The 21,676-nt window shown below is 71.9% G+C and carries 21 protein-coding genes; 12 read left to right on the forward strand and 9 right to left on the reverse strand.

Annotated features, from left to right (window positions below; all coding sequences use genetic code 11):
- Positions 1-6: 6 nt before the first annotated feature.
- Positions 7-984, forward strand: a complete 978-nt coding sequence (locus ACFYWG_RS21620) for a hypothetical protein (protein WP_383510736.1) — start codon at positions 7-9, stop codon at positions 982-984.
- Between the two features lie 99 nt (positions 985-1,083).
- On the opposite strand, the gene ACFYWG_RS21625 is transcribed toward ACFYWG_RS21620, so the two are convergent.
- Positions 1,084-1,542, reverse strand: coding sequence for a DUF3093 domain-containing protein (locus ACFYWG_RS21625; RefSeq protein WP_383510738.1), 459 nt, complete (start codon positions 1,540-1,542; stop codon positions 1,084-1,086).
- Between the two features lie 58 nt (positions 1,543-1,600).
- Here ACFYWG_RS21625 and ACFYWG_RS21630 point away from each other — a divergent pair, with 58 nt between their 5' ends.
- The 8 genes from ACFYWG_RS21630 to ACFYWG_RS21665 all read left to right on the forward strand — a co-directional run bounded on the left by ACFYWG_RS21630 (position 1,601) and on the right by ACFYWG_RS21665 (position 9,509).
- The gene (locus ACFYWG_RS21630) at positions 1,601-2,185 is read left to right on the forward strand and encodes a PaaI family thioesterase (protein ID WP_383510740.1); all 585 of its coding nucleotides are present in this window, start codon (positions 1,601-1,603) and stop codon (positions 2,183-2,185) included.
- Between the two features lie 86 nt (positions 2,186-2,271).
- Positions 2,272-2,823: a dUTP diphosphatase gene (gene dut, locus ACFYWG_RS21635; RefSeq protein WP_376327671.1), complete on the forward strand. Its 552-nt coding sequence runs from the start codon at positions 2,272-2,274 to the stop codon at positions 2,821-2,823.
- Position 2,824: 1 nt separating this feature from the next.
- Positions 2,825-3,577: a DUF3710 domain-containing protein gene (locus ACFYWG_RS21640; protein WP_383510742.1), complete on the forward strand. Its 753-nt coding sequence runs from the start codon at positions 2,825-2,827 to the stop codon at positions 3,575-3,577.
- Between the two features lie 158 nt (positions 3,578-3,735).
- A complete protein-coding gene (locus ACFYWG_RS21645; RefSeq protein ID WP_389202917.1) occupies positions 3,736-4,911 on the forward strand; it encodes an alginate lyase family protein in 1,176 nt (391 codons plus the stop codon).
- A 131-nt stretch (positions 4,912-5,042) separates the two neighbouring features.
- Positions 5,043-7,610, forward strand: a complete 2,568-nt coding sequence (locus ACFYWG_RS21650) for an ATP-binding protein (RefSeq protein ID WP_389202919.1) — start codon at positions 5,043-5,045, stop codon at positions 7,608-7,610.
- Positions 7,607-8,290 carry a response regulator gene (locus ACFYWG_RS21655; RefSeq protein WP_389202921.1) on the forward strand — a complete coding sequence of 228 codons (684 nt, stop codon included), beginning with the start codon at positions 7,607-7,609 and terminating at the stop codon, positions 8,288-8,290. Before ACFYWG_RS21650 ends, ACFYWG_RS21655 begins: the two co-directional genes overlap by 4 nt.
- A gap of 85 nt (positions 8,291-8,375) precedes the next feature.
- Positions 8,376-8,774: an OB-fold nucleic acid binding domain-containing protein gene (locus ACFYWG_RS21660; protein ID WP_376327485.1), complete on the forward strand. Its 399-nt coding sequence runs from the start codon at positions 8,376-8,378 to the stop codon at positions 8,772-8,774.
- Between the two features lie 3 nt (positions 8,775-8,777).
- On the forward strand, positions 8,778-9,509 hold the full coding sequence (locus ACFYWG_RS21665; RefSeq protein ID WP_385417777.1) for a DUF3159 domain-containing protein: 732 nt from the start codon (positions 8,778-8,780) through the stop codon (positions 9,507-9,509).
- A 71-nt stretch (positions 9,510-9,580) separates the two neighbouring features.
- Here the strand turns inward: ACFYWG_RS21665 and ACFYWG_RS21670 are convergent, their stop codons facing one another.
- Both ACFYWG_RS21670 and ACFYWG_RS21675 read right to left on the reverse strand, forming a co-directional pair.
- The gene (locus ACFYWG_RS21670; RefSeq protein WP_376327482.1) at positions 9,581-10,258 is read right to left on the reverse strand and encodes a potassium channel family protein; all 678 of its coding nucleotides are present in this window, start codon (positions 10,256-10,258) and stop codon (positions 9,581-9,583) included.
- Entirely contained in the window at positions 10,258-10,929 is a 672-nt protein-coding gene (locus tag ACFYWG_RS21675) for a potassium channel family protein (RefSeq protein ID WP_376327481.1), read from the reverse strand. The genes ACFYWG_RS21670 and ACFYWG_RS21675 overlap by 1 nt, the downstream gene beginning before the upstream one ends.
- A gap of 259 nt (positions 10,930-11,188) precedes the next feature.
- Here ACFYWG_RS21675 and ACFYWG_RS21680 point away from each other — a divergent pair, with 259 nt between their 5' ends.
- Positions 11,189-12,109 carry an adenosine kinase gene (locus ACFYWG_RS21680; RefSeq protein WP_389202924.1) on the forward strand — a complete coding sequence of 307 codons (921 nt, stop codon included), beginning with the start codon at positions 11,189-11,191 and terminating at the stop codon, positions 12,107-12,109.
- Positions 12,110-12,362: 253 nt separating this feature from the next.
- Here ACFYWG_RS21680 and ACFYWG_RS21685 read toward each other — a convergent pair whose 3' ends face one another.
- Positions 12,363-12,497 (reverse strand): hypothetical protein, encoded by a 135-nt coding sequence (locus ACFYWG_RS21685; RefSeq protein WP_389203537.1) that lies wholly within the window; start codon positions 12,495-12,497, stop codon positions 12,363-12,365.
- Between the two features lie 182 nt (positions 12,498-12,679).
- On the opposite strand from ACFYWG_RS21685, the gene ACFYWG_RS21690 reads away from it, so the two are divergent.
- Entirely contained in the window at positions 12,680-14,731 is a 2,052-nt protein-coding gene (locus ACFYWG_RS21690) for an APC family permease (RefSeq protein WP_383508211.1), read from the forward strand.
- 110 nt (positions 14,732-14,841) lie between these two features.
- The gene (locus ACFYWG_RS21695) at positions 14,842-16,170 is read left to right on the forward strand and encodes a class I SAM-dependent RNA methyltransferase (protein WP_385417771.1); all 1,329 of its coding nucleotides are present in this window, start codon (positions 14,842-14,844) and stop codon (positions 16,168-16,170) included.
- Between the two features lie 367 nt (positions 16,171-16,537).
- Here ACFYWG_RS21695 and ACFYWG_RS21700 read toward each other — a convergent pair whose 3' ends face one another.
- From ACFYWG_RS21700 to ACFYWG_RS21720, 5 genes are all read right to left on the reverse strand, one after another.
- Positions 16,538-17,641 (reverse strand): ABC transporter permease, encoded by a 1,104-nt coding sequence (locus ACFYWG_RS21700; protein WP_389202926.1) that lies wholly within the window; start codon positions 17,639-17,641, stop codon positions 16,538-16,540.
- Between the two features lie 134 nt (positions 17,642-17,775).
- Complete coding sequence (locus ACFYWG_RS21705) at positions 17,776-18,480, reverse strand: ABC transporter ATP-binding protein (protein WP_385417765.1); 705 nt, start codon at positions 18,478-18,480, stop codon at positions 17,776-17,778.
- Positions 18,477-19,679: a peptidoglycan-binding protein gene (locus ACFYWG_RS21710; RefSeq protein ID WP_385417763.1), complete on the reverse strand. Its 1,203-nt coding sequence runs from the start codon at positions 19,677-19,679 to the stop codon at positions 18,477-18,479. Before ACFYWG_RS21710 ends, ACFYWG_RS21705 begins: the two co-directional genes overlap by 4 nt.
- A complete protein-coding gene (locus tag ACFYWG_RS21715) occupies positions 19,676-20,248 on the reverse strand; it encodes a hypothetical protein (RefSeq protein WP_385417760.1) in 573 nt (190 codons plus the stop codon). Before ACFYWG_RS21715 ends, ACFYWG_RS21710 begins: the two co-directional genes overlap by 4 nt.
- A gap of 396 nt (positions 20,249-20,644) precedes the next feature.
- Complete coding sequence (locus tag ACFYWG_RS21720; protein ID WP_385417757.1) at positions 20,645-21,658, reverse strand: sensor histidine kinase; 1,014 nt, start codon at positions 21,656-21,658, stop codon at positions 20,645-20,647.
- Positions 21,659-21,676 lie beyond the last annotated feature (18 nt).

Genomic DNA, 21,676 nt, shown 5'->3' on the forward strand with positions numbered 1-21,676 from the left:
TCGGCCGTGACTGGCTCGACCCCTCCCTGGAAGCGCCGTCTCTCCAAGCGGAGGGCGGACGAAGGGCCGACCGAGAGCGGCCCGCGGTACGACGCGCGTGACGACGAGCGAGGCGCCACCGGCACGGGGGCAGCCTCGCTCGAACCTGCAGCGGACCGGGACGACCTCCCGGCGTCCGTGGACGTCCCCGAGCCCGTCGCCCGGCGGCGCGCGGGGACGATCCGGCAGCGGGCCAGGGAAGGCGCCCGCAAGGGCGGCGACCGGGCCCGGGCGGGGCTGTCCTACCTCGCCGACCGGATCATCGAGATGGCCCCCCGGGTCCCCGTGCGGGACCTGGAGACCCTGCGCAGGCAGTTCCCCGGTCTGGGACCGGAGGAACTGGCCGACAAGCTCGTGGCAGGGGCCTGCAAGGCGACGGCGACGGTCGGCGCCGGCATCGGCGCGGCCGCCATGCTGCCCGTGCCGCCGGCGATGCCGACGGAACTGGCGGCGGAGGTCACCGGCGTCGCGGCGATCGAGCTGAAGCTGATCGCGGAACTCCACGAGGTGTACGGCGTCCGGCCGGCCGGCAACCTCAAGCAGCGCAGCACCGCCTACCTCAACTCGTGGTCGGGCGAGCGCGGGATCGACGCCACGAGGCCGTCGACCGTCAGCACGGCGCTGAACAGCCGCATGAAGCGTGAGCTGCGGCAGCGGATCATGAAGCGGATGGTCCGCAACATGCCGAACCTGATGCCCTTCCTGGTGGGCGCGGCCGTGGGCGCCGCGATGAACCGCAGCGAGACCAGGAAACTCGCCGGCCGGATCCGTGCCGACCTGCGCAGGATGCAGGTGCCCTGGGAGGCCCTGGAGGCCCTTCCCGCCCTCGAGCGGCCGGCCGACGCCCTGGAGATGGGCCGGATCGAGCACGACCCGCTGAACCGCCGTTCCCCGTGGCACGGCGAGGGCCGCGGGGAGGACGGCAGAGGCGGCGACGGCCACTGACCCGGCGTCCGGGCGGCCCGTCCGGGCGGCCGGAGCCCGACCGCCGTCACCCCCGGCACCCGGCCGGCCCTCGGGCCGGTGACCGCTCGCGCGGGTGTGCTACTGCGCCTTCGCCGCCGTGAGGGCCGCGGCCAGGCGTTCCGGCTCGCGCGTGGACAGGTACAGGTACGGCGTGGGGTCCTCCGGGTCCGTGACCCGCACGCGCAGCGCCGTCGGGATGTAGGCGCGCAGCAGCATGAAGGCGCGCGGGTCGGCCTTGTGCGTGCGCCAGGCGCGGGCCTCCTCGGCGTCCAGCACCTCCGCCTCGCCCAGAGCCGTCACCGGGATCCTCGCCTCGCCCGCGACCAGGAAGTCCCCGACGACGCGGATGCGCACCGAGCCGTACGAACTGGCGGCGACGGCCGCGACCGCGGTGCCCCCGGCGAGCCCGCCGAGCATCGGCAGGGTGCCGAACGGGAGCAGGACCAGGGCCAGGGAGACCCCCACGAGGAACGAGATCAGCCACCAGGTCCGCGGGGCGGTCAGGCGTTCTTCGTACGGGGCGGCGGAGAGCTGCATGGAGCCAAGCTTGGCACGGTGTCGGGAACCGGCCGACGCGCGGGTAAGGTCTGCGGCTGTGAGTGGTACTTCCGCAGCTCTTCAGCCTCCGGCCGACGCCGTGCCACCGGTGCGCCACCCGGACGCCCCGGCGCCCGGTGAGCTCCTCGGCGCGCACTACGACCAGTGTTTCGGCTGCGGGGGCGACCAGCCCCACGGACTGCACCTGGAGGCCCGGGCCGGCGAAGGCGTCTCCCTCACCGCCGAGTTCACCGTGAAGCCCGCCCACCAGGGCGCTCCCGGCCTGGCGCACGGCGGCGTGCTCACCAGCGCCCTGGACGAGACCCTCGGCTCGCTGAACTGGCTGCTGCGCACGATCGCCGTGACCGGCCGGCTGGAGACCGACTTCGTGCGGCCGGTGCCGGTCGGGACCACGCTGCACCTGCAGGCCGAGGTCACGGCGGTGGCCGGGCGGAAGATCTACTCGACCGCGACCGGGCGCGTGGGCGGTCCCGACGGGCCCGTGGCCGTGCGGGCCGACGCGCTCTTCATCGAGGTCAAGGTCGACCACTTCGTCGAACACGGCCGTCCCGAGGAGATCCGGGCCGCCATGGAGGACCCGGACCAGGTCCGGCGCGCCCGCGCCTTCGAGGTGAACCCGTGAGCAGTGAGCCCGTGAGCCGCGACTCCGCCGGCTCGGAGTTCGTGAGCCCTGAGTCCGTGAGCCCCGAGTCCGTGAGCCCCACGTTCATGAGCCGGGAGCCGGTGGAGCTGCTCGTCCGGCGCGTCGACCCGGACGTACCGCTCCCGTCGTACGCGCACCCCGGGGACGCGGGGGCCGATCTGCGGACGACCGAGGCGTGCGAGCTGGCACCGGGGGAGCGGGCCGTGCTGCCCACGGGAGTGTCTGTGGCACTCCCGGAGGGGTACGCGGCCTTCGTGCACCCGCGATCCGGTCTGGCCGCTCGCTGCGGCGTCGCCCTGGTGAATGCCCCGGGGACGGTGGATGCCGGGTACCGTGGGGAGATCAAGGTGATCGTGGTGAATCTCGACCCGCGCGAGGCCGTGCGGTTCGAGCGCTTCGACCGGATCGCCCAACTGGTCGTCCAGCAGGTCGAGAGGGTCCGCTTCCGCGAGGTGGCGGAGCTTCCCGGCTCCGTGCGCGCCGAGGGGGGCTTCGGGTCCACCGGAGGCCATGCCGCGGTGGACGGGACGAGCGGCACAAGCGGTCAGGCCGCCGTGGGCGGTCGGACGGGTGGGAATCGATACGCTTCGGTCGTATCCGACCGGGAAGGACAGTGACGTGTTCGGACGTCGCAAGAAGAGGGATGCCGCCGAGGACGCGGCCGGCGAGGCCGAGCAGGTCGTCGACGGTGTCGACACCGAGGCGGACGGCGAGGGCGAGCGCCTGAGGCTCGAGCCGGCGCCCCGCCCCGACGGGCCGTGGGACAGCTCCGAGGTCCGCGACCCGGCAGAGGGCCGCGTCGACCTGGGCGGTCTGTTCGTGCCGGGCGTCGACGGCATGGAGCTCAGGGTCGAGGTCGCCGGGGACGCGATCGTCGCCGCGACGGTCGTCCTGCGTGACAGCGCCATCCAGCTGCAGGCCTTCGCCGCGCCCAAGCGCGAGGGCATCTGGGGCGAGGTGCGCGAGGAGATCGGCACCGGCATCACCCAGCAGGGCGGCATCGTCGACGAGGTCGAGGGACCGCTGGGCTGGGAGCTGCGCGCCCAGGTCCCGGTGCAGCTGCCGGACGGCACCGGCGGCTTCCAGGTCGTGCGGTTCGTCGGTGTGGACGGCCCCCGCTGGTTCCTGCGCGGGGTGATCTCGGGGCAGGGCGCGGTGCAGCCGCAGGCCGCCGGGCTCCTGGAGCAGATCTTCCGGGACACCGTCGTCGTCCGCGGCGAGGGTCCGATGGCGCCCCGCGACCCCATCGTCCTCAAACTGCCGAACGACGCCCAGATGGTGCCCGAGGGCGTGCAGCAGGAGGAGGGCTCCCGTTTCGCCGGCGGAATGGGACAGCTCCAGCGCGGACCGGAGATCACCGAGGTCCGCTGAGACCACGTGACAGCAGGGCCGCATCCCGCAGGGGGTGCGGCCCTTTCCCGTGCGCGGAACCTTGACGGCGCAATGGTCTGTACCTACGGTCTCCGACCAACGCGCCCGTTCATAAAGGCGCTTCACGTTCACATACGAGAACGGAAGGCCTCCCACACATGCGCAGAACCGCTCTCCTCGCCGCCTCGGCCGCCCTCGTCGCCGGAGCCCTCGCCCAGCCCGCCGGTGCCGCTCCCGCCGCCCCCGCGGCCTTCGTCCACCCCGGAGTCACCGTCTCCGCAGGGCAGTTGGACTTCGCCCGGTCCCAGGTCCATGCCGGCGCCCAGCCCTGGAAGGGCGCCTTCGACCGGATGACGGCGAGCAGGTACGCCGACCTGAACCGCACCCCCAAGCCCCGGGCGGTCGTGGAGTGCGGCTCGTACTCCAACCCGAACAACGGCTGCACGGACGAGCGCGAGGACGCGATCGCCGCCTACACCCAGGCCCTCGCCTGGTACATCACCCGCGACGAACGGCACGCCCGCAAGGCCATCGAGCTGATGGACGCCTGGTCGGCCGTCATCCGCGACCACACCGGCAGCAACGCGCCCCTGCAGACCGGCTGGGCCGGCTCCTCCTGGCCCAGGGCCGCCGAGATCATCAAGCACACGTACCCCGGGACCTGGGCGAACTCCGGCCGCTTCGCCACCATGCTCCGCACCGCTTACCTGCCGGAGATCATCAACGGCTCCCACTCCAACGGCAACTGGGAGCTGTCGATGATGGAGGCGGCCGTCGGCATCTCCGTCTTCCTGGAGGACAAGGCGTCCTACGACAAGGCCATGGCGAAGTTCCGCACCCGCACGGCCGCCTACGTCTACCTGGAGTCCGACGGGGCGCTGCCCAGGACCGTGCCGAGCCAGAACCTCGACACCCGCGAGAAGATCGTCAAGTACTGGCAGGGCCAGTCGACCTTCGTCGACGGGCTCAGCCAGGAGACCTGCCGCGACTTCACCCACACCGGCTACGGCCTCGCGGCGATCTCGCACGTCGCCGAGACCAGCCGCATCCAGGGCCAGGACCTCTACGGCACGGACGTGGGGGAGCGGCTACGGCACGGCCTGGGCTTCCACGCCAGGTACGAACTCGGCACCGCCGCCACGGGCTGGCTGTGCGGCGGCTCCCTCAAGCCGGGGCTCGGACCGGTCACGGAGGTCGGGTACAACGCCCTCGCCCACCGCCTCGGCAACGCCATGACCCACACCCGGACGCTGACCTTGCGCAACCGCCCCGCCGGCTCCGACAACCTGTTCGTCGCCTGGGAGACCCTCACCCACGGCGACAACCCCGCGTGAGCCGCTGAAGGGCCGGGCGCGTCAGGGTTCCGTCAAGGACCGCCCCGGCGACGCGCCCGGCACCGCCGAGCCGCCCCCGGCGGTCGTAGGGTCGACGCTGCGAAAGCAGCAGACCGGAAGACAATGAGGCCATGGCACGCGGCAAGCTCCGTATCTACCTCGGTGCGGCACCGGGCGTCGGCAAGACGTACGCGATGCTCTCCGAGGCGCACCGCCGGGTGGAGCGGGGCACCGACTGCGTGGTCGCCTTCGTCGAGCACCACGACCGCCCCCGCACCGAGGTCATGCTCCACGGGCTGGAGGAGGTGCCGCGCCGGGAGCTGGAGTACCGGGGCGGGGTCTTCACCGAGATGGACCTCGACGCGGTCCTCGCCCGCCGCCCCCGCGTCGCCCTGGTGGACGAACTCGCCCACACCAACGTCCCCGGCTCCCGCCACGCCAAGCGCTGGCAGGACGTCGAGGACCTCCTTGCGGCCGGCATCGACGTCGTCTCGACCGTCAACATCCAGCACCTGGAGTCCCTCGGCGACGTGGTCGAGTCGATCACCGGGGTGCGGCAGCAGGAGACCGTCCCGGACGAGGTCGTCCGCCGGGCCGACCAGATCGAGCTGGTCGACATGTCGCCCGAGGCCCTGCGGCGCCGGATGGCCCACGGCAACATCTACCGGCCCGACAAGGTCGACGCCGCCCTGTCGAACTACTTCCGCCCCGGCAACCTCACCGCGCTGCGCGAACTGGCGCTGCTGTGGGTGGCCGACCGGGTCGACGCCTATCTGACGCGGTACCGCAGCGAGCAGGGCGTGTCGCGGATCTGGGGTTCGCGCGAGCGGATCGTGGTCGGCCTGACCGGCGGCCCCGAGGGCCGGACCCTGATCCGCCGGGCAGCGCGGCTGGCCGAGAAGGGCGCCGGCGGCGAGGTGCTCGCCGTCTACATAGCCCGCAGCGACGGCCTGACCTCGGCCTCGCCCAAGGAACTGGCGCAGCAGCGCACCCTCGTCGAGGACCTGGGCGGAACGTTCCACCACGTTGTCGGCGACGACATACCGGCCGCGCTGCTCGCCTTCGCCCGCGGGGTGAACGCCACCCAGATCGTGCTGGGCTCCTCGCGCCGCAAGACCTGGCAGTACGTCTTCGGGCCGGGCGTCGGCGCGACCGTCGCCCGCGAGTCCGGGCCGGACCTGGACGTGCACATCGTCACCCACGGCGAGATCGCCAAGGGCCGCGGGCTGCCCGTCGCCCGGGGCGCCCGCCTCGGGCGGTCCCGGCGCCTGTGGGGCTGGCTCGTCGGCGTGGCCGGGCCGCCGGTCCTCACGGCCCTGCTCAGCACCGTCGACCTCGGCCTCGCCAACGACATGCTGCTGTTCCTCGCGCTGACCGTGGCGGCCGCCCTGCTCGGCGGTCTGCTCCCGGCGCTCGCCTCGGCCGCCGTGGGCTCCCTGCTGCTCAACTACTTCTACACACCGCCCCTGCACCGGTGGACCATCGCCGACCCGAAGAACATCGTCGCCATCGTGATCTTCGTGGCGGTCGGGGCGGCGGTCGCCTCCGTGGTCGACCTCGCCGCCCGCCGCACCCACCAGGCGGCCCGGCTGCGGGCGGAGTCGGAGATCCTGTCGTTCCTCGCGGGCAACGTGCTGCGCGGCGAGACCGGCCTGGAGGAGCTGCTGGAACGGGTCCGGGAGACCTTCGGGATGGAGTCCGCGGCCCTGCTGGAGCGGGCCGGCGACGTCGCGCCGTGGACCTGCGCCGGACGGGTCGGCCGCGGGCGCCCCGTCGAGCGGCCCGACCAGGCCGATGTGGACATGCCGGTCGGGGACCACATGGCCCTGGCCCTCACCGGGCGCGTCCTGCCCGCCGAGGACCGCCGGGTACTGGCCGCCTTCGCCGCCCAGGCCGCCGTCGTCCTGGACCGCAGCCGGCTCCAGGAGGAGGCCGGCCGGGCCCGCACGCTCGCCGAGGGCAACCGCATCCGCACCGCCCTGCTCGCCGCCGTCAGCCACGATCTGCGCACCCCGCTGGCCGCGATCAAGGCCGCGGTGACCTCGCTGCGCTCCGAGGACGTCGACTGGTCCGAGGAGGACCGCGCGGAACTGCTGGAGGCCATCGAGGAGGGCGCCGACCGCCTCGACCACCTCGTCGGCAACCTGCTCGACATGTCCCGCCTGCAGACCGGCACCGTCACCCCGCTCATCCGCGAGGCCGACCTGGACGAGGTCGTGCCGATGGCACTCGGCGGCGTGCCCGAGGGCAGCACCGAGCTGGACGTCCCGGAGACGCTGCCCATGGTCGCCGTCGACCCCGGGCTGCTGGAACGGGCCGTGGCCAACCTCGTCGAGAACGCGGTCAAGTACGCCCCGCCCGGGACGCCCGTGCTGGTCGCCGCCAGCGCGCTCGCCGACCGTGTGGAGGTGCGGGTGGTCGACCGGGGGCCGGGCGTGCCCGACACGGCCAAGGACCGGATCTTCGAGCCGTTCCAGCGCTACGGCGACGCCCCGCGCGGGGCCGGGGTGGGACTCGGCCTGGCGGTGGCGCGCGGCTTCGCCGAGGCCATGGGCGGCACGCTGAACGCCGAGGACACCCCCGGCGGCGGACTGACCATGGTCCTCACCCTCCGCGCGGCGCACTCCCGCCCCTCGCTCCTTCCCGCAGCAGGCCCCGCGGCCTCCCCCGCGGCAGACTCCGAAAGGCAGGCCTCATGACCCGCGTCCTGGTGGTCGACGACGAGCCGCAGATCGTGCGCGCCCTCGTGATCAACCTCAAGGCACGCACCTACGAGGTCGACGCGGCCCACGACGGTGCCACCGCCCTCCGGCTCGCCGCCGCACGCCACCCCGACGTGGTCGTCCTCGACCTCGGACTGCCGGACATGGACGGCGTCGACGTCATCCGGGGGCTGCGCGGCTGGACCCGGGTGCCGATCCTGGTGCTGTCCGCCCGGCACTCCTCCGACGAGAAGGTGCAGGCCCTCGACGCGGGCGCCGACGACTACGTCACCAAGCCGTTCGGGATGGACGAGCTGCTGGCCCGGCTGCGGGCCGCCGTGCGCCGGGCCGAGCCGGCCCCCGGCGGGGAGGACGACGTGCTCGTGGACACCGGCGAGTTCACCGTCGACCTGGCCGCGAAGAAGGTCAACCGGGCGGGCAGGGACGTACGGTTGACGCCCACGGAGTGGCACCTGCTGGAGGTGCTCGTGCGCCACAGCGGCCGCCTGGTCGGGCAGAAGCAGCTGCTGCGGGAGGTGTGGGGGCCGTCGTACGGGACGGAGACCAACTACCTGCGCGTGTACATGGCGCAACTGCGGCGCAAGCTGGAGGCCGACCCCTCCCACCCGAAGCACTTCATCACGGAGCCGGGGATGGGGTACCGGTTCGAGAAGTGAGCCCGCGGGCCCTGCCGGGAGTCCGCGCATGGGGCCCTCACCACACGGATGCGGAGTTGGCGGCGGGCCCCGGTACGCTTCAGATATGAGTGCTGTTTCTCGTTCCGAGAAGCCGGCGGGGCGGTTCCGGCGCATGCTCGACCGGCTCTCCTCGTCGCAGGAGGACCTGGAGTCGGAGGAGCTGCGGGAGGACACCGAGACCACCGGCTGCATCCGGATCGGAGACTGCCAGGACCGCGAGATAGTGACGGTTACTGGTACCTTGCGCACGGTCACCCTGCGGCCGCGGGCCGGAGTCCCGGCGCTGGAGGCCGAGCTGTTCGACGGCACGGCCGCCTTGGACGTGGTGTGGCTCGGCAGGCGTTCCATCGTGGGGATAGAGCCGGGGCGCAAGCTGATCGCGTCGGGCCGGGTCTCGATGAGCCGGGGCCGCCGGGTGCTGTTCAACCCCAAGTACGAACTGAGACCCCTCGGACGGGAGTAGCCGGTGACGTCGCTCGACAAGCCGACCGAAGAGAATTCTGCGGACGACGCCCGGGCGGTGACCGAGGCCGCCCTGTTCGAGGCGTTCGGCGGCGTGCGGGGCATGGTCGAGACGGTGCTGCCCGGCCTGCTGTTCGTCACCATCTACACCATCAACAAGGACCTGCACCTGTCGGCGATCGCGGCGCTCGCGGTGTCGCTGGTGCTGGTCGCCGTCCGGCTGGTGATGAAGGACACGGTCAAGCACGCCTTCAGCGGCGTCTTCGGCGTGGCCTTCGGTGTCGTCTTCGCGATGATGACCGGCAATGCCAAGGACTTCTACCTGCCCGGCATGCTCTACACGCTGGGGCTGGGCCTCGCCTACATCATCACGACCCTGTGCGGGGTGCCGCTGATCGGGCTGATCCTGGGACCGGTCTTCAAGGAGAACCTGTCCTGGCGGACCCGCAACCCCGGCCGCAAGAAGGCTTACGCGAAGGCCAGTTACGCCTGGGGCGCGATCCTGCTCGCCAAGTGCGCGATCCTCTTCCCGCTGTACTGGTGGGCCGACACCACGCAGCTGGGCTGGGTCCTGGTCGCCCTGAAGATCCCGCCGTTCCTGCTCGCCGTGTGGCTGACCTGGGTCTTCCTGGCCAAGGCGCCTGCGCCGATCGACGTGTTCGCCGAGATGGAGGCCGAGGAGAAGGCCGCCGAGGAGCGTGAGCGGCAGGCCGCCGCCCGCTCCACCGAGCAGTGACTCCCCGGTGACGACGAAGGAGGGGCGCCCCCGGCCGGGGGCGCCCCTCCTTCGTCGTCGCGGCCGGGCGGTCAGCCCGCCGCGGCGTCCCGGCGCACCGACAGCAGGTCCTCCAGCTGCTCCTCGCGGGCCTGGGCCGCCACGAAGAGAAGCTCGTCGCCCGCCTCCAGGGAGTCCTCCCGGGTGGGGGTGAGGACGCGCGTGCCGCGGATGATCGTCACCAGGGACGTGTCCTCGGGCCACTGGACGTCGCCGACCTGCGTGCCGGCCAGGGCCGACTCCTCCGGCAGGGTCAGTTCGACCAGGTTGGCGTCGCCGTGGCTGAAGCGCAGCAGACGGACCAGGTCGCCGACGCTCACCGCCTCCTCGACCAGGGCCGACATCAGACGCGGGGTGGACACGGCGACGTCCACGCCCCACGACTCGTTGAACAGCCACTCGTTCTTCGGGTTGTTCACCCGGGCGACGACGCGCGGCACGCCGTACTCGGTCTTGGCCAGCAGGGACACGACCAGGTTGACCTTGTCGTCGCCGGTCGCGGCGATGACGACGTTGCAGCGCTGCAGCGCCGCCTCGTCCAACGACGTGATCTCGCAGGCGTCGGCGAGCAGCCACTCGGCCTGCGGGACGCGCTCGACCGAGATGGCGGTCGGCGCCTTGTCGATGAGCAGGATCTCGTGGCCGTTCTCCAGCAGTTCGCCCGCGATCGAGCGGCCGACCGCGCCGGCTCCGGCAATGGCGACCCTCATCAGTGACCGCCCTCCTCTTCGGGACCCTTGGCGAAGACCGCCTCGACCTTGTCGACCTCGTCGGTGCGCATCATCACGTGCACCAGGTCGCCCTCCTGCAGCACCGTCTGCGAGGTGGGCAGGACCGCCTCGCCGAGCCGGGTCAGGAACGCCACGCGCACGCCCGTCTCCTCCTGGATCCGGCTGATCTTGTGGCCGACCCAGGCGGTGGAGGTGTGCACCTCGGCGAGCTGGACACCGCCGGTGGGGTCGCGCCACAGCGGCTCGGCGCCGGAGGGCAGCAGCCGGCGCAGCATCTGGTCGGCCGTCCAGCGGACGGTCGCGACGGTGGGGATGCCCAGCCGCTGGTAGACCTCGGCGCGTCGGGGGTCGTAGATGCGGGCGGCGACGTTCTCGATGCCGAACATCTCACGGGCCACGCGGGCGGCGATGATGTTGGAGTTGTCACCGCTGGAGACGGCGGCGAAGGCGCCGGCCTCCTCGATGCCGGCCTCGCGCAGGGTGTCCTGGTCGAAGCCGACGCCTGTGACGCGGCGGCCGCCGAACCCCGAGCCCAGCCGGCGGAAGGCGGTGGGGTCCTGGTCGACCACGGCGACCGTGTGCCCCTGTTGCTCGAGGTTCTGGGCCAGAGCGGAACCCACCCTTCCGCAACCCATGATGACAATATGCATCGCGTCACACCGTGCTTCCTGCAGGCCCTCTGACCTTCATGAATGTCGTGCTCATGTCTCTCTTTCGGCTCGCCAGGCATCACGTCGCGGCCTGCGTGCGGGCCGCCAGGCAACATCATGCCGGTGCAATCACGCCATGATGCCCTCCGGGGCCGGTGCCGTGTCCGGCTGTCCGACTCCAACGTATCGGCAAAGCACAGGGTGTTGCCGACGGGGCCGCGAGGGCTCCGGCGGACCCGGGGACAGGGGGAAGGCCGTCGTGGACCACGAGATCGACGTACTGGTGCTGGGCGGGGCGGGGGTGGACACCATCGTGCACGTACCCGAACTGCCCGTGCCGTTCGCGGACAGCCACATGATCCGCCCCGGCATCGTGACGCGGGCGGGACAGAGCGGGGACTTCGTCGCCCTCGCGGCGAGCGCGCTGGGCCTGCGCACGCACCACCTCGACCTGCTCGGCGACGACCCCGAGGGCGACCTGGTGCGCGCCCTGCACCGCGACCGGGCCGTCCCGCTCACGGCCGTCCCCCAGCCGCTCGGCACCAAGCGCGCCGTCAACCTCGTCGGCCCCGACGGCCGGCGGATGTCCCTGTACGACGCCACGCGCGCCGCCGACACCGACCGGCTGCCCGAGGCGCTGGTGCGCGAGCTGGCCGCGGTCAGCCGGCACGCCCACGTCGTCATCACCCAGCCGTGCGCCCACGCGCTGCCCGTCCTGCGGGACGCGGGTGTCACGATCTCCACCGACCTGCACGACTGGGACGGCGCCAACCCCTACCACGAGGCCTTCGCCCTGGAGGCCGACCTGGTCTTCCTGTCCGCCGCGGCCCTGGACGACCCGGAGCGCACGATGCGCGGGATCGCCGGACGGGGACGGGCCCGGGCCGTCGTCGCCACGGCCGGGGCCGACGGGGCGTACCTCCTGGCCGACGGAGAGCTGACCCACGTACCCGCCGCGCGGCCCCCGGCCCCGGTCGTCGACTCCAACGGCGCGGGCGACGCCTTCGCCGCCGCGTTCCTCCACGCCTGGCTGCACGGCGAACCACTCCACCGCTGCGCCCTGCACGGTACCGTGGCCGGTGCCTACGCCTGCACGGTCCCGTCGACCCGCGCGGACAGCACCGGCCTGCCGGAGCTGCGGGCCGGGGTGGCGGAGGAGGAACGGCGCCGGGCCGGCTAGCCGACGGGGACGGCGGCGGGGCGCGCCCGCGGAAGGAGCTCCCGGGCGTACCGGGCAGGCGGGCAGCGGGGACGGCGGGTGGGCGGGCTCGCGGAGGGCGTGGTCGGAGGCGTGCCGGCTGGGCGAGAGGGACCCTGGCCGGCGGGCTCGTGGACGGGGTGGTCGGAGGGTGTACCCGGGCAGGCGGGGCGGGGACCGCGGCGGAGGGGTGGTGCCGGCGGCGACCGGCCGTCCCGGGCCGTGCGGCCGTGGGCTACGGCATGCCCCCGCCGCGCGCTTCCCGCGACGCGTCCTTGCGCCGGCTGATGCTCCGCACGCTCGCCACCGTGAGGATTCCGAGGACGAACAGTGTGGCCGCTGCGCCGATCAGTTCTGCGGTCGGGTGCATGGGACCTCCGGGAGGCGGGGCGGCCGATCGTGGACAAGGTCTGGCCATCTAGGCACGGCATGCACGTGACCTGCGCAGTCCCCAGCCGCACCAGCCTCTGAATTCACTCGGAGAGCAGACGGAACGCCTGTGGGGGGTGGCGGGTGGGCACCCTCGCAATCGAACGCTTACGATCCTCTGTTGTGTCCAAACTGACCGACGTGCCCAAACGGCTCCTGATCGGGCGCGCACTGCGCAGTGACCGGCTCGGGGAAACGCTCCTGCCCAAGCGCATCGCACTGCCTGTCTTCGCCTCCGACCCGCTGTCCTCCGTGGCCTACGCGCCCGGCGAGGTCCTGCTGGTCCTGTCGATCGCGGGCGTGACGGCGTACCACTTCAGCCCCTGGATCGCGGTCGCGGTCGTCGTGCTGATGTTCACCGTCGTGGCCTCCTACCGGCAGAACGTGCACGCCTACCCCAGCGGCGGCGGCGACTACGAGGTGGCCACCACCAACCTCGGGCCCAAGGCGGGCCTGACGGTGGCCAGCGCCCTGCTCGTCGACTACGTCCTCACCGTCGCCGTGTCGATCTCCTCCGGCATCGAGAACCTCGGCTCGGCGATCCCGTTCGTGGTCGAGCACAAGGTCGCCTGCGCGATCGGCGTCATCGTCCTGCTGACGCTGATGAACCTGCGCGGGGTGAAGGAATCCGGCTCGCTCTTCGCGATCCCCACGTACGTCTTCGTCTTCGGCGTCTTCACCATGCTCGCGTGGGGCGCCTTCCGCGCGCTCGTCCTGGACGACACCATGCGGGCACCGACCGCGGACTACGTCATCAAGCCCGAGCACCAGGGACTGGCCGGCTTCGCCCTGGTCTTCCTGCTGCTGCGCGCCTTCTCCTCCGGCTGCGCCGCCCTCACCGGCGTCGAGGCGATCTCCAACGGCGTCCCCGCCTTCCGCAAGCCCAAGTCGAAGAACGCCGCCACCACCCTCGCCATGATGGGCCTGCTGGCCGTCACGATGTTCTGCGGCATCATCGCGCTGGCCGCCGCGACGGACGTGCGCATGGCCGAGAACCCGGCGGAGGACCTCGTCCTCAACGGCGTCCCGCTCGGCCCCGACTACGTGCAGCACCCGGTGATCGCGCAGGTCGCCGAGGCGGTGTTCGGCGCGGACAGCATCCTGTTCGTCATCCTGGCCGCCGCCACCGCGCTGGTGCTGTTCCTGGCGGCCAACACCGCCTACAACGGCTTCCCGCTGCTCGGCTCGATCCTCGCCCAGGACCGCTACCTGCCGCGCCAGCTGCACACGCGCGGCGACCGTCTGGCCTTCTCCAACGGCATCGTCCTCCTCGCCGGCGCAGCCGCCCTGCTGGTCGGGGTCTACGGGGCCGACTCCACGCGCCTGATCCAGCTGTACATCGTCGGCGTGTTCGTGTCCTTCACGCTCAGCCAGACCGGCATGGTGCGGCACTGGAACCGGCACCTGGCCACCGAGAAGGACCCGGCCAAGCGCCGCCACATGATCCGCTCGCGCGCGATCAACACCTTCGGCGCCTTCTTCACCGGCCTCGTGCTGGTCGTCGTCCTGCTCACCAAGTTCACCCACGGCGCCTGGGTCGCGCTGCTCGGCATGGTGATCTTCTACGCGACGATGACGGCCATCCGTAAGCACTACGACCGGGTCGCCGCCGAGATCGCCGCCCCCGAGGGCCCGAGCGACGACAGCGTCCGGCCCTCCCGCGTCCACTCGGTCGTGCTGATCTCCAAGATCCACCGCCCGACGCTGCGGGCCCTGGCCTACGCCAAACTGATGCGCTCGGACACCCTGGAGGCCCTCAGCGTCAACGTCGACCCGGCCGAGACCAAGGCCCTGCAGGAGGAGTGGAACCGGCGCGGCATCGACGTACCCCTGAAGGTCCTCGACTCGCCCTACCGGGAGATCACGCGGCCGGTCATCGAGTACGTCAAGAGCCTGCGCAAGGAGTCCCCGCGCGACGCGGTGTCCGTGATCATCCCCGAGTACGTGGTGGGCCACTGGTACGAGCACCTGCTGCACAACCAGAGCGCCCTGCGGCTGAAGGGCCGGCTGCTCTTCACCCCGGGCATCATGGTCACCTCCGTGCCGTACCAGCTGCAGTCCTCCGAGGCGGCCAAGCGGCGCGCCCGCAGGCAGCAGAACTGGAACGCGCCCGGCTCGGTGCGCCGCGGCCCCGCGCAGGTGCGGTCGAAGGAGAACACCGACTCCACGTCGTGAGACCACGGCTCGTGTGAATCGGCCGGGCGGCAGCCACGTAGACTGGTGGGCTGTTGTCCGGCCGTCTCCGTGCGGCCCGTCCCCCTCACGCGTTATGGAGTCACCCCGCCATGCAGGCAGAACCGAGGAAGTCGCTGGTGGGGGAGGAGTACGAGGTCGAGGTCGGCCCCGTCGCCCACGGCGGGCACTGCATCGCCCGCACCTCCGAGGGGCAGGTGCTGTTCGTCCGGCACGCACTGCCCGGCGAGCGGGTCGTTGCCCGGGTGACGGAGGGCGAGGAGGGCGCCCGCTTCCTGCGCGCCGACGCCGTACGGGTGCTCGACGCCTCCAAGGACCGCATCGACGAACCCTGCCCCTTCGCGGGCCCCGGCCGCTGCGGCGGCTGCGACTGGCAGCACGCCAAGCCCGGGGCGCAGCGCCGCCTGAAGGCCGACGTCATCGCCGAGCAGCTCCAGCACCTGGCCGGGCTCACCCCGGAGGAGGCCGGCTGGGACGGCACGGTGCTGCCCGCCGAGGGCGACAAGGTGCCGGCCGGCCAGGTCCCCGCGTGGCGCACCCGCGTCCAGTACGCCGTCACCGCCGACGGCCGGGCGGGGCTGCGCCGGCACCGCTCCCACGAGGTCGAGCCCATCGACCACTGCATGATTGCGGCGGAGGGCGTCAGCGAGCTGGGCATCGAGAAGCGGGTCTGGACGGGCATGGACTCCGTCGAGGCGATCGCGGCGACCGGCTCCCAGGACCGCCAGGTGATCCTCACGCCGAAGCCGGGCGCGCGGCTGCCCCTGGTCGAACTCGACCGGCCGGTCTCGGTCCTGCGCGTCGACGAGCGCTCCGGCGGAGTCCACCGGGTGCACGGCCGGCCCTTCGTCCGCGAGCGGGCCGACGGCCGGACCCACCGCGTGGGCAACGGCGGCTTCTGGCAGGTCCACCCGAAGGCGGCCGACACCCTCGTGACGGCGGTCATGCAGGGTCTGCTGCCGCGCAAGGGCGACATGGCCCTCGACCTCTACTGCGGCGTCGGCCTCTTCGCCGGCGCGCTCGCCGACCGGGTCGGCGACCAGGGCGCGGTGCTGGGCATCGAGTCCGGCAAGCGGGCGGTGGAGGACGCGCGGCACAACCTGGCCGACTTCGAGCGGGTGCGCATCGAGCAGGGCAAGGTCGAGTCGGTCCTGCCGCGCACGGGCATCTCGGAGGTCGACCTGATCGTCCTCGACCCGCCCCGGGCGGGCGCCGGCCGCAAGACGGTCCAGCACCTGTCGGCCCTCGGCGCCCGCCGCATCGCGTACGTGGCGTGCGACCCGGCGGCGCTGGCGCGGGACCTGGCGTACTTCCGCGACGGCGGCTACCGGGTGCGCACCCTGCGGGCCTTCGACCTGTTCCCGATGACGTCGCACGTGGAGTGTGTGGCGATTCTTGAACCTGCACGAAAGGCTGCCTGAGCTGCGGTTTCTGGTCAGGCGGAGGCTGGTTCGACCTGCTTCCGGTTCACCACCGTGTGGAGGCCGTGATAGCCGAGCCCCAAGTCGGTGACGGGGTGATGACCTGCGGCTTCGCGGTTTTCGCCGCTGACCGAGGCATGAGCTGAGCCGCAGCACAGAGGGACTGCGTGGCGTTGTCTCGACGCTCACCTGACGCTGAATCTGGCGGTGCGTCGGCCGCTCTTGGCGACAGGGGCCGAAGGCCGCCACTACGGCCCTGTCAGCGAACTCTTCGGTGGCCGCCTTCAGGAACCCCTTGATCTCCTGCACTGGTGATCGGATCTCCGGACGCTGCCCGGGCGGCCGGAGAACCGTTGCTCTCACGCGGCTACAGAGAGCGGAGTGCCTCTGTAGGAGCGAGTCGTGAAGCTCGTAGTGCCGGGTAGAGGCCGGCCACGACACCGACCGCCATGGCGACGACGGGGCCGGTGACCAGGATGGCCGGCGGGATCACCAGAGGCCACCTCTCCCAGGTGGCATAGGCGAAGACGCCCAGAGCACCGAGCATCGCTCCGACGATGCCGCCCACCGCGCCCAGGACGGCGGCCTCGATGAGGAACTGGGTGGCGATCTGTCCCGTGCGTGCGCCGAGCGAGCGCCGTAGACCGATCTCGCCACGGCGCTCCATGACACCGACGACCATGGTGTTGGCGATGCCGACACCGCCCACGAGCAGGGCGACCGAGGCCAGGGCGATGACGAGACTGTTGAGGCCGGAGACGGTTTCGTAGCGGGCCTTGAGCAGGTCGGAGGGGCGGGAGACGGCGGCGTTCTGCGGTGCGGCCGGGTTCGCGGTGGCGCCCGCGACGTTCTGCACGGCGGACACCTTTTCCGGGTCTGCGCGCAGGTAGACGGTGTTTGCCGTGCCGTTGGACTTGAGGTCCTTGACGGCGTTGTTCCAGCTCATCAGTACCGAGCGGTCGATTTCGGGAGCGAGTTCGTTTGGCCGCAGGATGCCGATGACGGCGTACCAGCGCTCGGCGATCCACACCCGGGTGCCCGGCGTGCTCAGGCCCAGGGCTGCTGCGGCGTCGTGGCCGAGGACCGCGGTCGGCAGCTTCCGCGAGGGGGCGTCCAGCCAGCGTCCGGCTTGCAGTTCGCCGCGCAGCGCCGACAGCAGGTTGGGTCGGGCGCCCACCACCTGCAGCCCGCCGTCGCGGTCCTTGGGCATGTAGGGGGTCCGGTACACCTTGGCGTCGGTCATGGTGATCGCGGTGACCTGCTGGACGGGCCCGATGCGGGAGAGCATCTTCTCCGCTTCGGGTGGCAGCGTGGTCTCCGTGCCGTCGAGTCCCTTGCCGGGGGAGACGGTGAGCAGGTTGCTGCCGAGTGTGTCGAGCCGGGTCAGCAAGTGGGCCTTGCTGGAGGCGGACACGCCGGTGACGGCGACCAGGGCGGCGATCCCCAAGGCGATGCCGAGGGCTGAGAGCATGGCGCGCAGGCGGCGGATGCGTGGTCCGAGCGTTCCTTGCCCCAGGACGTCGCCGGGCCGGAGCCGGGCGGGTCGTGGCAGGGGTTCGACGCGCCCGGTCCGCGCGGCGTCGCGAGGAGGAGTGAGGGGAGAGTTCACAGCCAGGGTCCTCGCTTGTCGAAGGCGATGCGTCCGTCGCGGATGCCGATGCGACGGGGGAAGGACTCGGCGAGTTCGGCGTCATGGGTGATGACCACGACGGTCGTTCCCCGGGAGTTGAGGGTGCGCAGCAGCTCGACGATCTCACGGCCGGAGTGCGTGTCGAGGGCACCAGTGGGTTCGTCCGCGAGCAGCAGCCGTGGTGCGCCGACGACGGCCCGGGCGATGGCCACACGCTGCTGCTCACCGCCGGAGAGCTGGTTCGGCTTGTGCCGGAGCCGGTGGCCGAGGCCGACGGTCTTGAGCACGCCGGTGGCGCGGCGCAGTCTCTCCGAGGGCTCGACGCCCGAGTACAGCAGCCCGGTGGCGACGTTCTCCACCGCGCTGAGTCCGGGCATGAGGAAGAACTGCTGGAAGACGAAGCCGATGTCGCGGGCGCGCAGGACCGCCAGTTGTGCCTCGTCGAGCCGGTCCACCGGGTGGCCGGTCACGGCCAGGGTGCCGGAGCTGGGCCGGTCCAGGGTGCCGAGGAGGGCGAGCAGGGTGGACTTGCCGGAGCCGGACGGGCCGACGACGGCGACGAGTTCGCCCTGTTCGATGGTGAGGTTGATGCCGTGCAGGACGCGCGTCGGCGGGTCGCTGGGGAATTCGCGTACGACGTCGACCAGGTCGAGGACGGGGACGGCGGTGCCGGCGCTCACTCGGGGATCACCACCTTGGTGCCTTCTTTGAGGTCGCCCTTGGTGATCTCGGCTCGGGCGTCGGCGACGAGGCCGATCGTCACGGGCACGAGTTTGTGCTGCCCGTCGGGCTGGACGACTTCGACGCCGTAGCCGCCCTCCGCGAGGGCGAGGAGCGCGGTGACCGGGACGGCGAGCACCCGGTCGGCCTTGTGGTCGCTCACGGTCAGAGTGGCCGGCCCCGGGCCGCCCGCCTTCACGGTCTTCTGGTCCGGCAGCAAAACGGTCACCTCGGCCTGCTGTTTGGTGTCCCCGCCCTGCCCCTGCCCGCCGCCGTCCTGCTGCTGGGGGGTGATGTTCACCGCGGTGACCTTGCCGCTCACCGTGGTGCCGTCGGGAAGCGTGACCTTGAGGCGGGTGCCCGGTGAAAGGCGCGACAGCTGGTCGTAGGAAAGCTTGGCGGTGGCCACCAGATCGGTGCCGGTGATCTTGAGCAGGGCCGCGCCTGTCAGCGACGACCCCACGACGCCCACCGTCTGTGACACCCGCAGGCGCGGCATGTCGAGCATGACGACCGAGCCGGGATCGACCTGACCCGTCTGGGGGGCGCCCAGGTGCTTCTGCCACCGTTTGACTGCGGTCTCGGTGGCGGCCGTGAACGTGTCGTCGGCGGTCAGGCCCAGTCCGTCCGCGTAGCCGAGGTCGATCAGGTTCCGCTTCAGTACGCGGACGTCAGCGCCGCGTATCGCCTTACCGGTGGCGTTCTTCTTCAGCACGCGCCACAGCGGGCGGTCGCCCCGGAAGTACGGGACGCGAACCCCGTCCCGCTCCCACAGCCACTGTCCGGGGCGCACGATGTCCCCCACCTGCCGGATGGCGGTCAATGTGCCACCGGCACGGCCTACCGCGTCGGTTTCGTGCCCAAAGCCGATGGTGCCCTTCACGTCCATGCCGGTCGACAAGGACATGCGCTCGATGACGGCGGTCGCCTGCGGCTTGGCTGGGCCGTCACCCTTGCTGTCCCGGCCGCCCAGCCAGCCCTGCTGCTGCGCGGCGACCGCCACCGCGGCCACGGCCACAACGGTGACCACGGCAGCGGCGACCCGGCGGGAGCGGCCCTTGCGGCGCCGGCCGTCCCGACGAGGGCCGGTGGGCGAGGAGTCCTCGAACTCGCTGTCGCCCGACCGGTCCAGGTGCCCGGCCTCGGGAGTCGTGCTCACTGGTCATCCCCGCCGTTGACGAGGCCCACGCCACCCGACATGTATTGCTTGCACTTCTCCAGGACTCTGGTCCAGGTCTCCGGGGGCACGTCGGGCATCTTCATCTGCGGAGCGCCGTTGCTCACGCCCGGGTCGGCCATGTCAGGGATCCCGTTCTTGCGGGCGCAGGTGGCGAACTTCCGGGCGTCCTGCACGGCCTTCTCGTCGTGCTGGGCGCGCAGCTGCTGCATGCCGGGAACCTTCTTGTTGCACACCTCCATGGCCTTGTCGATGGCGTGCGCGTCACTCTGGCCGTCCGAGCCGTCACCGTTCTTGTTCGCGCCGGAGGCGCTGAGCCCCACACCGTTGTCGTCGACCTTGACACCGGAGATGCCCTGGTCCCGCAGGCAGCTCTCGTACTTGCGGTAGGTGGTCTCCTTGTCGACCGGAGGCGCCGAGGTGCCCTTGTTGTCGACGGATGCCACGTCGTCCTTGCCGCCGCCTCCGTCGGAACCGCTGCCGCAGCCCGCGACCAGCAGGACACCGGACATCACGAGGACCATGGGTGACACCCGCGTTCGCACACGCATCGAAACCTCCTACGGGAAGGGGGCGGGAGCTCCGCCCCGGACACGACAAGAGGTACGGCAGGCGCGGTGTCGGACCGGTAAGGCCACGACTCACCCATGGCTCACCTACCGGAGCAGAGACCGGACGGTAGCGGGGGCGTCGGCCCAGCAAGGGGGCCTCGGTGGCAATCTCCCTGCGCCCCCGACCGGGGTGCTGCTTCCCTGACTCAACCCATGGCTCACCGACAGGTTCCTAGGCTGGGATCCAGGGTGGCAGTCAGGCCAGGGCCACCCGACCGTCACCCGTCGCCCGCCCGGCCACCCGCGTCCCCCCGCGGGCGGGCGGCGGGCCGAAGCACAGATGCGGCATGGGTGGACCCCTGCGTTCCACTGCGGTACGAGGGGCTTGCGCCGTGCTCAGGCGGAAACGGGCCGGTCGGGCAGGTGCACGCGGACTTCCAGGCCGCCGCCCGTCCGGCACCGTGCCTCGACCGTTCCTCGGTGGGCCTCCGCCACGGCCTTGACCACGGACAGGCCGAGCCCGCTGCCTCGTGGGCCGCTCGTGCGGGGTGCGCCACGGCGGAATGGCACGAACAGGTCAGCTGCCGTTGCATCGTCGAGCACAGGACCGGTGTTGGAGACGATGAGTTGACTGCGCCCATCGGCACTATCGTGGCGGCTCGCGATGTGCACCTCTCCGTGCTGCACGTTGTGGCGGACGGCGTTCGTGACGAGGTTGCTCACCAGCTGGGCGAGCAGCGGGACGTCGCCCTCCACGGGGGCGGGATCGAGTTCCGTGCGGATGGTGAGGGAGAGCGCTTCGGCTTCCTGGCCGACGTCGGTCAGTGCCGAGGCGACGAGACGGCCCAAGTCGGTGCGGGTCGGGTGCAGGGTGCCGCTCTCTCCCTTGGCCAGGGCCAGGAGGGAGGCGATCAGTTCCTCGCTGCGGGTCGTCGCCGCGAGTGCCTGGTGCAGAGCTGGTTCCAGCTCTACGGGTACCCGGCCCTGCGCGAGAGGTACTTCCAGGGCGGTTCGTTGCAGGGTGAGGGGGGTGCGTAGCTCGTGGGACGCCTGTGCGGTGAACACCCGCTGCGCGGCGTACGCCATTTCCAGCCGGTCGATCGACCGGCCCGCGAGTCTGCGGCCGACGAGCGCCGCGCAGGCGGTCAGCAGGACCAGCGCGATGCCCGAACGCAGCAGAAGGTCGCCGAGCACAGCGGTTTCGAACGAGTCGAAGGCGTGCGAGGGCGTACTCGCCGTCGCGGGTACTGCGGCGGTGACGGTGGTGGTGGTGTCCTGCAAGGGGACCAGGATGTCGGCACGGGATCCGATGACTTGGCGGACCGAGAACCAGTTGAGGGTGAGCAGCACGCCACCGGTCAGGAGCATGGCTCCGCTGTAGAGAGCGGTGAGCCGGTTGCGCAGAGACAAGCGCCGTACGGCTGAGGT

The sequence above is a fragment of the Streptomyces sp. NPDC003456 genome (assembly GCF_042878735.1).
Classification (GTDB): Bacteria; Actinomycetota; Actinomycetes; order Streptomycetales; family Streptomycetaceae; genus Streptomyces.

Coding starts and splice junctions, on each gene's coding strand:
- ACFYWG_RS21685 (WP_389203537.1), bottom strand. CDS start 12,497: ATGCACCCGACCGCAGAACTGATCGGCGCAGCGGCCACACTGTTCGTC.
- ACFYWG_RS21715 (WP_385417760.1), bottom strand. CDS start 20,248: ATGCGTGTGCGAACGCGGGTGTCACCCATGGTCCTCGTGATGTCCGGT.
- ACFYWG_RS21695 (WP_385417771.1), top strand. CDS start 14,842: ATGCAGGCAGAACCGAGGAAGTCGCTGGTGGGGGAGGAGTACGAGGTC.
- ACFYWG_RS21645 (WP_389202917.1), top strand. CDS start 3,736: ATGCGCAGAACCGCTCTCCTCGCCGCCTCGGCCGCCCTCGTCGCCGGA.
- ACFYWG_RS21670 (WP_376327482.1), bottom strand. CDS start 10,258: ATGAGGGTCGCCATTGCCGGAGCCGGCGCGGTCGGCCGCTCGATCGCG.
- ACFYWG_RS21675 (WP_376327481.1), bottom strand. CDS start 10,929: ATGCATATTGTCATCATGGGTTGCGGAAGGGTGGGTTCCGCTCTGGCC.
- ACFYWG_RS21655 (WP_389202921.1), top strand. CDS start 7,607: ATGACCCGCGTCCTGGTGGTCGACGACGAGCCGCAGATCGTGCGCGCC.
- ACFYWG_RS21700 (WP_389202926.1), bottom strand. CDS start 17,641: ATGCTCTCAGCCCTCGGCATCGCCTTGGGGATCGCCGCCCTGGTCGCC.
- ACFYWG_RS21660 (WP_376327485.1), top strand. CDS start 8,376: ATGAGTGCTGTTTCTCGTTCCGAGAAGCCGGCGGGGCGGTTCCGGCGC.
- ACFYWG_RS21650 (WP_389202919.1), top strand. CDS start 5,043: ATGGCACGCGGCAAGCTCCGTATCTACCTCGGTGCGGCACCGGGCGTC.
- dut (WP_376327671.1), top strand. CDS start 2,272: ATGAGCCGGGAGCCGGTGGAGCTGCTCGTCCGGCGCGTCGACCCGGAC.
- ACFYWG_RS21625 (WP_383510738.1), bottom strand. CDS start 1,542: ATGCAGCTCTCCGCCGCCCCGTACGAAGAACGCCTGACCGCCCCGCGG.